Here is a 12,559-nt window from a genome sequence, read left to right as displayed (position 1 = left end):
TAGGCGCAACAGAACCCGAAAGGATGCGGACATGCGCGTTTATTACGATCGCGATTGCGATGTGAACCTGATCAAAGACAAAAAAGTAGCCATCCTCGGCTACGGCTCGCAGGGCCACGCCCATGCGCTGAACCTGCGCGATTCGGGTGCAAAGAACCTCGTCGTCGCTCTGCGCGAAGGCTCGGCCTCGGCGAAGAAAGCCGAAGCGGAAGGCCTGAAAGTCATGGGCATCGCCGAAGCGGCTGCCTGGTGCGACGTCATCATGTTCACCATGCCCGACGAACTGCAGGCCGACACCTACAAAAAATACGTCCACGACAACATCCGTGAAGGCGCTGCGATTGCTTTCGCTCACGGGCTGAACGTGCACTTCGGCCTTATTGAGCCGAAAGCCGGCGTTGACGTCATCATGATGGCCCCGAAAGGCCCGGGCCACACCGTGCGTGGCGAATACACCAAAGGCGGCGGCGTTCCCTGCCTGGTCGCCGTTCACAACGACGCAACCGGCAAAGCGATGGAAATCGGTCTGTCCTATTGCTCGGCGATCGGTGGCGGCCGCTCGGGCATCATCGAAACCAACTTCCGCGAAGAATGCGAAACCGACCTCTTCGGTGAGCAGGCCGTGCTCTGCGGCGGTCTGGTTGAGCTGATCCGCTGCGGCTTTGAGACCCTGGTCGAAGCCGGCTACGCCCCGGAAATGGCCTACTTCGAGTGCCTGCACGAAGTGAAACTGATCGTCGATCTGATCTATGAAGGCGGTATCGCCAACATGGACTACTCGATCTCGAACACCGCAGAATACGGCCAATACGTCACCGGCCCGCGCATTCTGAAGTACGAAGAGACCAAAGCCCGCATGAAAGAAGTCCTCACCGACATCCAGCAGGGCAAATTCGTGCGCGACTTCATGCTCGAAAACGCTGTCGGCCAGCCGACCATCAAAGCCTCGCGCCGCGCCAACGACGAGCATCTGATCGAGCAGACCGGTGCGAAACTGCGCGAAATGATGCCCTGGATCTCCAAAGGCAAAATGGTCGACAAAGCCCGCAACTGATCGCGGCCTTTTCAATCTGCACAAAGACCGGGCGGGGATCTCCCCGCCCGGTTTGCATTTTAAGCACCAGCCATGCAATTTACGCATAGCTGATACCCGCGACATTCTTTCACCTTTCAACCCTTTGCCCTGACGGTTACCCGGTCATCAGTCGCTTCGATTTCAAAAATCGAACCCATAACGAAATAAAATTACCCGGTGACCAAAGTGTCTTCTCAAAGCTCTCCCGCCGGTGCCCAAAAGGCAGCGCCGCGGAAAAACTCCCCCGCCCAGGTGCTCTCAGCCTCACTGATCGGCACCACGATCGAATTCTTCGACTTCTACGCCTATGCGACGGCGGCCGTGCTGGTCTTCCCGGTGCTCTTCTTCCCCGGAAGCGACCCGATGACCGCGCTGCTTGCAAGCTTCGCAACCTTCTCGATCGCTTTCTTCGCCCGCCCCTTCGGCGCGCTGGTCTTTGGCCACTTCGGCGACCGCGTGGGCCGCAAAGCCACTCTGGTCGCGGCCCTTCTCACCATGGGGGTCTCAACGATCATCATCGGCCTGCTGCCGACCTACGAACAGATCGGCGTCGCAGCCCCGCTGCTGCTCGCGCTCTGCCGCTTTGGTCAGGGCTTCGGCCTTGGCGGTGAATGGGGCGGCGCGGTGCTTCTTGCCACCGAGAACGCACCCGAGGGCAAACGCTCCTGGTATGGCATGTTCCCGCAACTCGGCGCGCCGGTCGGGCTCTTCCTGTCGTCGGGCTTCTTCTGGATCCTGCTGCATGTCATCGACGAAGAGGCCTTCCTCTCCTGGGGCTGGCGCCTGCCCTTCCTCGCCTCGATCCTGCTGATCGGGCTTGGCCTCTGGGTGCGCCTGTCGATCACCGAGACCCCGGAATTCACGGATGCGCTGAAGAAAAAAGAGCGCGTAAAGCTGCCCGCGGCAGAGGTCTTCACCAAATACAAGATGACCCTCTTCCTCGGCACCTTCGCCGCTCTGGTCACCTTTGTGCTCTTCTATATCTGCACCGCCTGGCTCTTGTCCTATAACGTCAAAGTTGTGGGCATCCCCTTCAAAGACGCGCTTCTGGTGCAGATCTTTGGCTCGGTGATCTTCGGGATCGGCATCATCCTCGCCGGCAAAGTCGCCGACAAAACCGGCCGCTACGCCTTCCTCCTGGTGGTGACCGCCGCGATCGGCCTCTTCTCCTTCGGCCTCTCGCCGCTGATGTCGCCTGGCGCCGACGGCGCGCTGAACATCTATCCCTTCGTCACCATCGGCATGTTCCTGATGGGCCTGACCTATGGGGTGATCGGCGCGACCCTGGCGGCCCCCTTCCCGGCCTCCATCCGCTACACCGGCTCGTCGATGACCTTCAACTTCGCAGGCATCTTCGGCGCCTCGCTGGCCCCCTATGCGGCGACCTGGCTGCAAACCAACTACGGCATGACCCATGTGGGCTATTACCTGCTCGCCTCTGCGGTCATCACCTTCCTCTGCGTGCTCGCGCTCGGCAAAAACAAAGTCTGAGCCACGGCACTGAAACAAATAAGGGGCGGCGCCGAAACGCGCCGCCCCTTTGCCATTGGCTTTTTCCAAATACTCATAAAACGCCCGCTCCCGGCCCCCCCGGCAGCCCGACCCTACCCCTGCAGGCTTCGCGCAATCACCATGCGCTGAATATCCGAAGTCCCCTCATAGATCTGCGTGATCCGCACATCGCGCCAGATCCGCTCCACCGGGAAGTCTTTCGTATAGCCGTAGCCGCCAAAAACCTGGATCGCATCCGAGCAGACCTTCTCCGCCATCTCCGAGGCAAAGAGCTTGGCCTGTGACGCCTCGACCAGCGCGGGCGCGCCGCTGTCTTTCACCGCCGCCGCATGCAGCACCATCTGCCGCGCCACCGCCACCTGGGTCGCCATATCCGCCAGCCGGAAGGCCACCGCCTGATGGCCGATCAGCGTCTTTCCCATCGAGATGCGCTCATTGGCATAGGCCACCGCCGCCTCCAGGGCCGCACGCGCCATGCCCACCGACTGCGCTGCAATCCCGATGCGGCCGCCCTCCAGATTGGCGAGGGCAATCTTATAGCCCTCACCCTCGGCGCCCAGCATATTGCCCTCAGGCACCTCCAGATCCTCCAGCGCGATCTGCGCCGTATCCGACAGATGCTGCCCGATCTTGCGCTCAACCGAGGCCACCCGCCAGCCCGGCAGGGCCGTCTCCACGATAAAGGCCGAGATGCCCTTTTTACCGGCCGCCGGATCCGTCACCGCAAAAACGATCGCCACATCTGCGTTTTTCCCGCTGGTGATGAACTGCTTCACCCCGTTCAGCCGCCAGCCCCGATCCGTGCGCAAAGCCCGCGTCTGCAGCGCCGCCGCATCAGAGCCCGCCTGCGGCTCGGTCAGACAAAAAGCCCCGAGCCACTCGCCCGAGGCCATACGGCGGAGGTATTTTTCCTTCTGTGCCTCCGTCCCAAAGCGCAAAATCGGCACGCAGCCCACGGAATTATGCACCGACATAATGGTCGAAAGCCCGCCCGCACCGGCGGCGATCTCTTCAATCGCAAGGGCATAGGCCAGCGTATCCGTAAAGGTCCCGCCCCAGGCCTCGGGCACCAGCATGCCCAGCAGCCCCAGCTCGCCCATTTCGCGCAGGACCTCTGCGGGGAAAACATGCCCCTCATCCCAGGCGGCGGCCTGCGGGGCCAGACGCTCCGCCGCAAAGCGGCGCGCCATATCGCGGATCAGGACCTGATCTTCAGACAGCAGCATGGTCTTTCCTCCCGTTGACGCATGATGTTCTCATAGGTAATATCTATACTGACAAGTAAGTTTGTGACGCAACAGTATCATCAGGGTATCACCGCGTCCCCTCAGAAGCGAGACCGCCTTGGCCCGTACCGCCCGCCGCAGCGCAAGCCCCTCTCCCTGGACCAGCGCCGATGAGCGTGAGCGCGAGCGCGAGGCCAAACGCGAAGCCGTGCTGCGCACCGCCGCGCGCTTCTTCAATGAAAAGGGCTATCACGCCACCTCGCTCGATGATGTGGCCTCCGCCCTCAGCGTCACCAAGCCGACGATCTATCATTACTTCGCCAATAAAGACGAAATCCTGATGGAATGCACCCGGCGCGGGCTGAATGCTCTGGCCGATTCCATGCGGGCCACCGATCAGGAGGGGCTGTCGGGCGCTCAGGCGCTGGAGGCGATGATGATGGCCCATGCCTTTGAAATGATGGATGATTTCGGCATCTGCGTCGCCCGCACCCAGGATCACCTGCTCTCGCCTGAAAGCCGCGCGCAGTTCCGCGCCCTCAAGCGCGAGATCGACGCTCTGATCCGGCGGACCATTTCCCGCGGGGTGGAAGACGGCTCGCTTCGGGTCCCGGATGTGCGGATTGCGGCCTTCACCCTTGGTCTGGCGCTGAATTCATTGGGCAGCTGGTTCCGCCCCGATGGCCCGATGGGGCGGGAAGAGACCGCAAAGCTGACCGTTGCCACCCTTTTGACCGGCCTTCGCAGCCAAAAATCGTGAATTTTCACAGTCCGACTGTTCAAGTCATCAAAAATGTCTGACAATCTCATCAGACTATTCAAGGGAGGAATCATCCGTGATTATTGACGGACAGGCAGCGATCGTAACCGGCGGCGCATCGGGCCTTGGCGGGGCCACGGCGGCGCGGCTGGCGAAAGCGGGCGCAAAAGTCACCATCTTTGACATGAACGAGACCCTTGGCGCTGCGAAAGCCGCTGAGATCGGCGGTCATTTCATCAAACTCAATGTCACCGACGAGACGGCGGTTGAGGCCGCGATTGCCGAGGCCGAGGGCCTGCACGGCAAGGCGCGCATCCTGGTGAACTGCGCGGGCATCGGGCCGCCGGCCAAGGTGATCGACCGCGACGGCAAGGCCATCCCGCTGAAAGAATTCACCAAAATCATCGACGTGAATCTGGTCGGCAGCTTCAACGTCCTGTCGAAATTCGCCGCTGCCGTCCATACCGCAGATCTGATCGGCGAAGAGCGCGGCGTCATCATCAACACGGCCTCGGTAGCCGCTTTTGAGGGCCAGATCGGCCAGGCTGCCTATGCGGCCTCGAAAGGCGCCATCGTGGGCATGGCGCTGCCGATCGCGCGGGAATTCTCGCGCTATGGCATCCGGGTGATGACCATCGCACCAGGCCTGTTCCTGACGCCGCTGCTGGCCTCGCTGCCGCAGGAGGCCCAGGACAGCCTTGGCCGTCAGGTGCCCTTCCCGGCACGCCTGGGCAGCCCGGAAGAATATGCGCAGCTCGCACAGTCGATTGTTGAGAACCCGATGCTCAACGGTGAAGTAATCCGCCTTGATGGCGCAATCCGGATGGCCCCGAAATGAGCTACAGCGCATATTCCGTCGAACGCTTCGGCATTTCCGAACGCGCGCTGGCCCTCGCCGATCAGATCGAGGCTTTTGTGCGCGACACGGTGGTGCCTTACGAAAAAGACACCCGCCGCGACAGCCATGGCCCGCTCGAAGAGATGGTCGTGGAGATGCGCGAAAAGGCCAAGGCCGCAGGCCTTATCACCCCGCATATCCCGGGCGGCACCGGCCATCTGACGCAGCGCGAGACCGCGGCCGTGCTGATCCGTTCAGGGCTGTCGCCGCTGGGGCCGGTGGCGCTGAACACCTCTGCCCCGGATGAGGGGAATATGTTCCTGCTCGGCAAGGTCGCCTCGCCCGAGCTGAAAGAGCGCTTCCTCAATCAGATGGTGGCGGGTGATGCCCGCTCGGCCTTCTTTATGACGGAACCCGCCGATGAAAACGGCGCGGGCTCGGATCCGTCGATGATGCTGACGACCTGTGTGCCGGATGGCAATCACTGGGTCATCAACGGCCGCAAGACGCTGATCACCGGCGCCCTGGGCGCAAAGGTGGGCATCATCATGGCAAAGTCGGAGGAGGGCGCCTGTATGTTCCTCGTCGACCTGCCGCATCCGGCGATTAAGATTGAGCGCGTGCTTGATACCATCGACGGCTCGATGCCGGGGGGCCATTCGGTCATCCATATCGACAATCTGCGCGTCCCCGCCGATCAGATGCTGGGTCAAAGCGGCGAGGGGTTCAAATACGCCCAGGTCCGTCTGGCCCCGGCCAGGCTCTCGCATTGCATGCGCTGGCTGGGCGGCTGCATCCGCGCCCATGAGATCGCGGTCGATTACGCCTGCCGCCGCAAGGCCTTTGGCAAGCTGCTGATTGAACATGAGGGCGTGGGCTTCATGCTGGCCGAAAACCTGCTGGATCTGAAGCAGGCGGAACTCATGACCTATTGGTGCGCCGATATCCTCGACAGCGGGGCGGATGGCGGCACGGAAAGCTCAATGGCGAAAGTGGCGGTCTCAGAGGCGCTGATGCGCGTGGCGGACCGCTGCGTGCAGGTCATGGGCGGTCAGGGCGTGACGCGCGATACCATCGTGGAAACGATCTTCCGCGAAATCCGCGCTTTCCGCATCTACGACGGCCCGACCGAGGTCCATAAATGGTCCCTGTCACGCAAATTGCGCCGCGAGTATCTGAAGGCGCATCAGGTCTGACCTGAAGCACAGACCGGCCCCCCTCCCCGGGGGCCGAAGACGACGGCCAGCGGAGGAGCGAACATGGCGATTTCAACCCGTATTACCGAGATGCTCGGGATTGAGCATCCCATCGTGCAGGGGGGCATGATGTGGGTCGGTACCGCCGATCTGGCAGCGGCCGTCTCCAATGCCGGGGGGCTTGGCATCCTTACCGCGCTGACGCAGCCCACCCCCGATGAGCTGCGCCGCGAGATTGAGCGCTGCCGCAGCCTGACCGACAAGCCCTTTGGCGTGAACCTGACCGTGCTGCCCTCGGTCAATCCGCCGCCCTATGCGGATTACCGCAAAGCCATTATCGACAGCGGCATTCAGATCGTTGAAACCGCCGGTGGCCGCCCCCAGGAGCATGTTGAGGATTTCAAATCCCACGGCATCACGGTGCTGCACAAATGCACCTCGGTGCGCCATGCCCTGTCGGCTGTGAAAATGGGCGCCGATATCATCTCGATCGACGGCTTTGAATGCGCGGGCCACCCGGGCGAAGATGACGTGCCGGGTCTTGTGCTGATCCCGGCGGCCGCCGATCAGATCAAAGTGCCGATGCTGGCCTCGGGCGGCTTTGGCGACGGGCGCGGGCTGGTGGCGGCCCTGGCGCTTGGCGCGGAAGGCATCAACATGGGCACGCGCTTTTGCGTGACCAAAGAGGCGCCGATCCATGACAACGTCAAGGAACTGCTGATCAAAAACAACGAGCGCGATACCGCGCTGATCTTCCGCGGCTTTAAAAACACCGGCCGCGTAACGAAGAACTCGGTCGCCGAAAAGGTGCTGGAAATCAGCGCCCGCCCGGATGTGGAATTCAAAGACATCCAGCCCCTCGTGGCCGGGGCAAAGGGCCGTCAGGCGCTGAACTCCGGGGATATTGATGCAGGGCTGATCTGGGGCGGCCAGGTCCAGGGCCTGATCCATGACATCCCGACCTGCCAGGAACTGATCTCACGCATCGTCGCAGAGGCCGAAGAGATCATCCACACCCGCCTTGCCCGCTTTGCGCGCGGCTGATCACAAAAAGCGCCGCCCCCCGAGGTAGTTTTGCAGCACCTCGGGCGGATCGACCAGGAAAGGGCCTGTGTCCTGCGGGGCGCGGGCCACGCCCTGCGCCACCAGCACCGTCTGCGGACAAAGCCTCAGCGCATCCTGCGGATCATGGGTGACCATCAAAAGCGTGATCCCCGTCGCCGCGCAAAGCTCTGCCACCAGATCAAGCATCTGTTCCTTCAGCCCCGGGCCAAGTGCCGCGAAAGGCTCATCCAGCAGCAAAAGGGGCCGCGCGCGCAGCAGCACCCGCGCCAGCGCCACCCGCGACTGCTCTCCGCCGGAGAGTTGCGCCGGACGCCGGGGGCCAAAGCCCGCAAGGCCCACCCGCTCCAGCGCCGCCGCGATCCGGTCGCGGTCCGCCGCGCTGAGCCGCAGATCCGGAGAGATCCCGAGACCCAGATTATCCGCCACGCTCAGATGCGGAAACAGATTGCCGTCCTGAAACAGCATCGACAGCGGCCGCGCGCCAGGGGCCAGCGCGCCGATCTCGCGCCCCGCCCACAAAATGCGCCCAGAGGCCGGGGCGTAAAACCCCGCAATGGCCGAGAGAAGCGAGGATTTTCCCGCCCCTGAAGGCCCGATGACCGCAACACGCGCACCCGCCTCAATGGTGAAATCGGCGCTCAGACGGAAGTCATCCTGCACCAGCGTCAAAGCCTCAAGCCGCAGCATTGCGTCGCCCCCAAAGATCAAAAAGCGCAAAAAGCCCGAAGGAAAGCAGCACCAGCAGCAGCGCCGCCGCTTCGGCCTGGGCGCTGCGATAGGCCCCCATCAGGCTCCAGACCTGCAAGGGCAGGGTCAGGCTCTGGTCGCTGGCGAAAAGGGTAATGACGCCCAGATCCCCCATCGACAAAGCCGCCGCCACCCCAAGCGCCATGCCAAAGGGCCGGCGCAAACGCGGCAGCAGCGCGAAACGCAGCCGCGACATCCCGCGCATCCCCAGGCTCTCGGCCAGCCGCCCCTGCCCCGCCTCTGCCGCAGCCCAGGCGGGCATCAGAAGCCTCAGCCCAAAGGGCAGCGCCATGAGAACATTGACCAAAACCGTGATCGGCAGCGACAGCGCGGAAGGCGCCACAAAGGGATGCAGGATCAAAAAGAGCCCCGCCCCCAGTGCCAGAGCCGAGGTCGCCATGGGGGCCATGGCCGCCAGCTCTACGCCGCGCCGCCCGGCCACCGCCGCGGGCGTCAGCGCCAGCAGGCACAGCCCACAAAGAAAGGCCGCCGCCAGCGCCATCAGCACCGAAGTCAGCGCCGCCTGCCAGACCACCGGCGGCAGGCTCAGCAGCCCCGGCAGGCCGCGCAGCACCACCACCGCCAGGGGCGCTGCCAGAAACAGCGCCGCAAGACCAAGCGCCAACGCATCAAAGCCCAGCCGCCAGCCCCCGGGCCTTGGCAGCGCCTGCGCCCGGTCGAGCCCGCCCCCCATCGGCAGCCGCGCCCGCCCCCCCGCCAGCAGCACCGCCAGCGCACAAAGGCCAAACTGCACCAGCGCCAGCGCCGCCGCCCGGGGCAGATCAAAATCAAAGCGCACCGCCTGATAGATCGCCAGCTCCAGCGTGGTGGCCTTTGGCCCGCCGCCCAGGATCAACACCAGCGCAAAGCTGCTCAGACAGACCAGAAAGACCGCCAGAAGCGCGCCAGGCAGCACCTGACGCAGCATCGGCCCCTCCAGATGGCGAAACTGCGCGCGCGGGCCAAGGCCTAAGCTCTCCGCCAGCCGCACCTGCTCCTGCGGGATGGCCTGCCAGCCGTGCAGCAGCATCCGCACCGCCAGCGGCATGTTCAAAAACACATGGCCCAGCAGCACGCCACTCAGGCCATAGATCTGCACCCCCGGCAGCTCAATGGCCATAAGCGCCTGATTCAACAGACCATTGCGTCCGAAAACCCCCAAAAGCCCCAAAGCCGCCACCAGCACCGGCAGCAAAAAGGGCGCGCCCATGGCAGCAATCAACACCCCCCGCCCGGCAAAGCGCCGCCGCGCCAAAGCCCGCGCCACCGGCAAAGCCAGGGCCACCGACAGAAGGGCCGAAAGCACCGCCTGGAGCAGCGAAAACCGCACCGCCCCCCAGTCCGAGGCCGAAAGCACCGGCCGCCCCGACTGCAGCGCCAGCGCCAGCGCCGCGCTGCCCATCAGCAGCGCGATCAGCAGCGCCAGCCCGCGCCCGGCCAGATTCCGGCTTAATTTGAAAGCGCGCTGCGCCATTCATCCACCGCCTCACCCCGCAGGGCCGCCGCCTCTTCCGCCGTGAACAGCAAAGACTTTTCCGGACGCATCAGGGTCTCAAAGCCCTGAGGCAGCCCCGCCGCCGGAGTTTTCGCCGGATACATCCAGTTCGTCTCAGGGATCGCGGCCTGGAACTCCCCGCTCAGTAAAAAGGCCATGAACCGCTGCGCAAGCTCGGGATCGCGCGCTGATTTCAACTGACCCGCCACCTCGATCTGCAGATAATGCCCCTCGGCGAAACCGGCCGCCGCCTTGCTGTCATCCCGCTCGGCGATCAGATGATAGGCCGGTGAGGTGGAATAAGAGAGCACCATATCCGCCTCGCCCTTCAGGAAAAGGTCATAGGCCTCGGACCAGCCGGGGGTCACGGTCAGGATATTGTCGGAAAGCCCCTCCCAGATCTCAGGCGCCCGCGCGCCATAGGCGGCCTTAACCCACATCACCAGCCCCAGGCCCGGCGTCGAAGAGCGCGGATCCTGGATCACCACCTTCAGATCCGAGGCCGCCAGCTCCTCAAAAGAGGCAGGCGGCGCGGGAAGCCGGGTTTTGTCATAATTGAAGGCGAACCAGCCCCAGTCAAAGGGCAAAAACAGCGGATCCTCATAGGGCACCGGCAGATCCGGCGCCGCTGCCTGACCGTGGGGCACGAAAAGCCCGGTCTGAGCGGCCTGCGCCGTCAGCGCCGTATCGAGCCCCAGGACCACATCCGCCTCAGAGCGCGCGCCCTCCAGCCGCAGACGCGAGAGCACCGCCGCCCCGTCGCCGCCCGGCAAAAACCGCAGATCGCAGCCGCAGACCGCCTCAAAGGCCTTCTCCACAATCGGCCCCGGCCCCCAGTCGGCCGCAAAACTGTCATAGGTCAGCACGGTCAGCACCGGCTTTTGCGCCAGGCCCGCGCCCGCGGTCAGGGTGAGAAGTGAAGCTGCACAGATAAGGGCTTTCATCCTTGCCTCCTTGTGGCAGCGGAGAAAGCAGCGCCGGCAGGCCCGATGCACCTTCCCTCCGCCGGTATGAGCCGGTTCAGGTTCAACGGGTTCGCCACTGCGTCTCAGCCAGGACAAGCCTGACACCCCGAGGTGCCGCCAGCATAGAGGAACGGGCTGCGGTGACAAGATGTCGCTCCGGGAGAGGCGCCGCCGGAAGACGCCTGAAGCGGATTGCCGGCCCCGTCGCTCTGCACGTGTTTCTCACAGGTCGTTATGCCCATATGAACGAACCGCTGTCACAGACGCGTTTCGCAGGCAGAGTTTCCGGCCCTGGCAGCAGGGGTGGTCCGCTCCGCTGAACAGCACTTTGTGGTTTGACGATATGTGGTGACACACCGGTTCCGCAACAGCCTGCAATTTGCTTTGACCTGCCCGGCTCTATCGGTTCTTTCGGCGCGCCTTGCCGTTGCAATGCGAAGCCTTTGCGCCGGATCGACTGCATGTGTGAGCCCTGTGTGATCCTCACAAGCAGAGTGCAAAGCAGGATCTGCCCGCACTTGGGTCACCATCGCCACGGACGCCTTTGTGCGGCGGCTCTGTAACCGCCAGGACCAGGATGTCCGGGGCGGACGACAATCCGATCTGCGGCAAGCGGACACCTGATCGGGGGACAATCCGCGCACAGGTGGAGCCAAATCGCTCTACAGAAAAAGCACGGCAGGGGATGGATGCCTGGCTGGCAAGGCGCTTATGTTTTTGGTGAGGTCCGCCTCACCGGAAGGAATTGCCCCGGAGACCTTCGCAGCAACAGCGGGCCCGCGCCCGCCGCCACTCTTTATCCGACAGGATCAGGGCTCTCCTGTCAGTCCGATAGTCCGGCGCTGGCGGACAATATCGCGAGGCCGTGCCCCCCCCCTGCCGTCCGGCGGGAAGCAGGTCAGATACGTGCCAACGAGCTGAGTTCTCAGCGAGGACCACAGCGGCTGCGCCCCCACGATCGAAACCCAGGGGCCGCTTTGTGACCGCCAGAACCCGAGATGCAGCGCCAGGAGCCAGGAGCCAGGAGCCAGGAGCCAGGAGCCAGGAGCCAGGAGCCAGGAGCCAGGAGCCAGGAGCCAGGAGCCAGGAGCCAGGAGCCAGGAGCCAGGAGCCAGGAGCCAGGAGCCAGGAGCCAGGAGCCAGGAGCCAGGAGCCAGGAGCCAGGAGCCAGGAGCCAGGAGCCAGGAGCCAGGAGCCAGGAGCCAGGAGCCAGGAGCCAGGAGCCAGGAGCCAGGAGCCAGGAGCCAGGAGCCAGGAGCCAGGAGCCAGGAGCCAGGAGCCAGGAGCCAGGAGCCAGGAGCCAGGAGCCAGGAGCCAGGAGCCAGGAGCCAGGAGCCAGGAGCCAGGAGCCAGGAGCCAGGAGCCAGGAGCCAGGAGCCAGGAGCCAGGAGCCAGGAGCCAGGAGCCAGGAGCCAGGAGCCAGGAGCCAGGAGCCAGGAGCCAGGAGCCAGGAGCCAGGAGCCAGGAGCCAGGAGCCAGGAGCCAGGAGCCAGGAGCCAGGAGAATTTCTCTCCGTCGGCCTTTGCGCAAGCTCTCATATGCGCTTAGCAGGCTGCTGAAAAAGTCAGGTCGGCAGAATATTTCAGCTGTCGCGCCAGTTTGTCACGATCTGAGCGGCAACTGCTATGTATCACCGGTCTCACCGAGCAGACACTTGCTGTGACGCCCCAGGAGGTGATA

10 protein-coding genes and 1 riboswitch are annotated in these 12,559 nt (G+C 63.8%); of the genes, 6 read left to right on the top strand and 4 right to left on the bottom strand.

Annotated features, from left to right (window positions below):
* Positions 1-31: 31 nt before the first annotated feature.
* Positions 32-1,054 (top strand): ketol-acid reductoisomerase, encoded by a 1,023-nt coding sequence (ilvC, locus tag EG244_RS00990; RefSeq protein WP_124963135.1) that lies wholly within the window; start codon positions 32-34, stop codon positions 1,052-1,054.
* A gap of 198 nt (positions 1,055-1,252) precedes the next feature.
* Positions 1,253-2,566: an MFS transporter gene (locus EG244_RS00985; RefSeq protein ID WP_124963134.1), complete on the top strand. Its 1,314-nt coding sequence runs from the start codon at positions 1,253-1,255 to the stop codon at positions 2,564-2,566.
* A gap of 113 nt (positions 2,567-2,679) precedes the next feature.
* On the opposite strand, the gene EG244_RS00980 is transcribed toward EG244_RS00985, so the two are convergent.
* Positions 2,680-3,813: an acyl-CoA dehydrogenase family protein gene (locus tag EG244_RS00980; protein ID WP_124963133.1), complete on the bottom strand. Its 1,134-nt coding sequence runs from the start codon at positions 3,811-3,813 to the stop codon at positions 2,680-2,682.
* A 118-nt stretch (positions 3,814-3,931) separates the two neighbouring features.
* Between EG244_RS00980 and EG244_RS00975 the strand changes: the two genes are divergently transcribed.
* From EG244_RS00975 to EG244_RS00960, 4 genes are all read left to right on the top strand, one after another.
* Positions 3,932-4,573: a TetR/AcrR family transcriptional regulator gene (locus tag EG244_RS00975; RefSeq protein WP_124963132.1), complete on the top strand. Its 642-nt coding sequence runs from the start codon at positions 3,932-3,934 to the stop codon at positions 4,571-4,573.
* A gap of 76 nt (positions 4,574-4,649) precedes the next feature.
* A complete protein-coding gene (locus EG244_RS00970; RefSeq protein ID WP_124963131.1) occupies positions 4,650-5,411 on the top strand; it encodes an SDR family NAD(P)-dependent oxidoreductase in 762 nt (253 codons plus the stop codon).
* On the top strand, positions 5,408-6,607 hold the full coding sequence (locus EG244_RS00965; protein ID WP_124963130.1) for an acyl-CoA dehydrogenase family protein: 1,200 nt from the start codon (positions 5,408-5,410) through the stop codon (positions 6,605-6,607). Before EG244_RS00970 ends, EG244_RS00965 begins: the two co-directional genes overlap by 4 nt.
* Positions 6,608-6,670: 63 nt before the next feature.
* On the top strand, positions 6,671-7,651 hold the full coding sequence (locus EG244_RS00960; RefSeq protein WP_124963129.1) for an NAD(P)H-dependent flavin oxidoreductase: 981 nt from the start codon (positions 6,671-6,673) through the stop codon (positions 7,649-7,651).
* On the opposite strand, the gene EG244_RS00955 is transcribed toward EG244_RS00960, so the two are convergent.
* Genes EG244_RS00955 through thiB form a run of 3 tightly spaced genes read right to left on the bottom strand, consistent with a single transcriptional unit; the run spans position 7,652 to position 10,858 of the window.
* Complete coding sequence (locus tag EG244_RS00955; protein WP_124963128.1) at positions 7,652-8,359, bottom strand: thiamine ABC transporter ATP-binding protein; 708 nt, start codon at positions 8,357-8,359, stop codon at positions 7,652-7,654.
* On the bottom strand, positions 8,346-9,893 hold the full coding sequence (locus EG244_RS00950) for an ABC transporter permease subunit (RefSeq protein WP_124963127.1): 1,548 nt from the start codon (positions 9,891-9,893) through the stop codon (positions 8,346-8,348). The genes EG244_RS00955 and EG244_RS00950 overlap by 14 nt, the downstream gene beginning before the upstream one ends.
* Complete coding sequence (thiB, locus tag EG244_RS00945) at positions 9,869-10,858, bottom strand: thiamine ABC transporter substrate binding subunit (RefSeq protein WP_124963126.1); 990 nt, start codon at positions 10,856-10,858, stop codon at positions 9,869-9,871. Before thiB ends, EG244_RS00950 begins: the two co-directional genes overlap by 25 nt.
* Positions 10,859-10,894: 36 nt before the next feature.
* Positions 10,895-10,998: riboswitch (TPP riboswitch) on the bottom strand.
* Between the last annotated feature and the right edge of the window lie 1,561 nt (positions 10,999-12,559).

The organism is Falsigemmobacter faecalis, from assembly GCF_003863335.1.
In the GTDB taxonomy this organism is placed as follows: domain Bacteria; phylum Pseudomonadota; class Alphaproteobacteria; order Rhodobacterales; family Rhodobacteraceae; genus Wagnerdoeblera; species Wagnerdoeblera faecalis.
The sequence above is the reverse complement of the archived record's forward strand: the minus strand, read 5'-3'. Positions and strand labels throughout refer to the sequence as shown.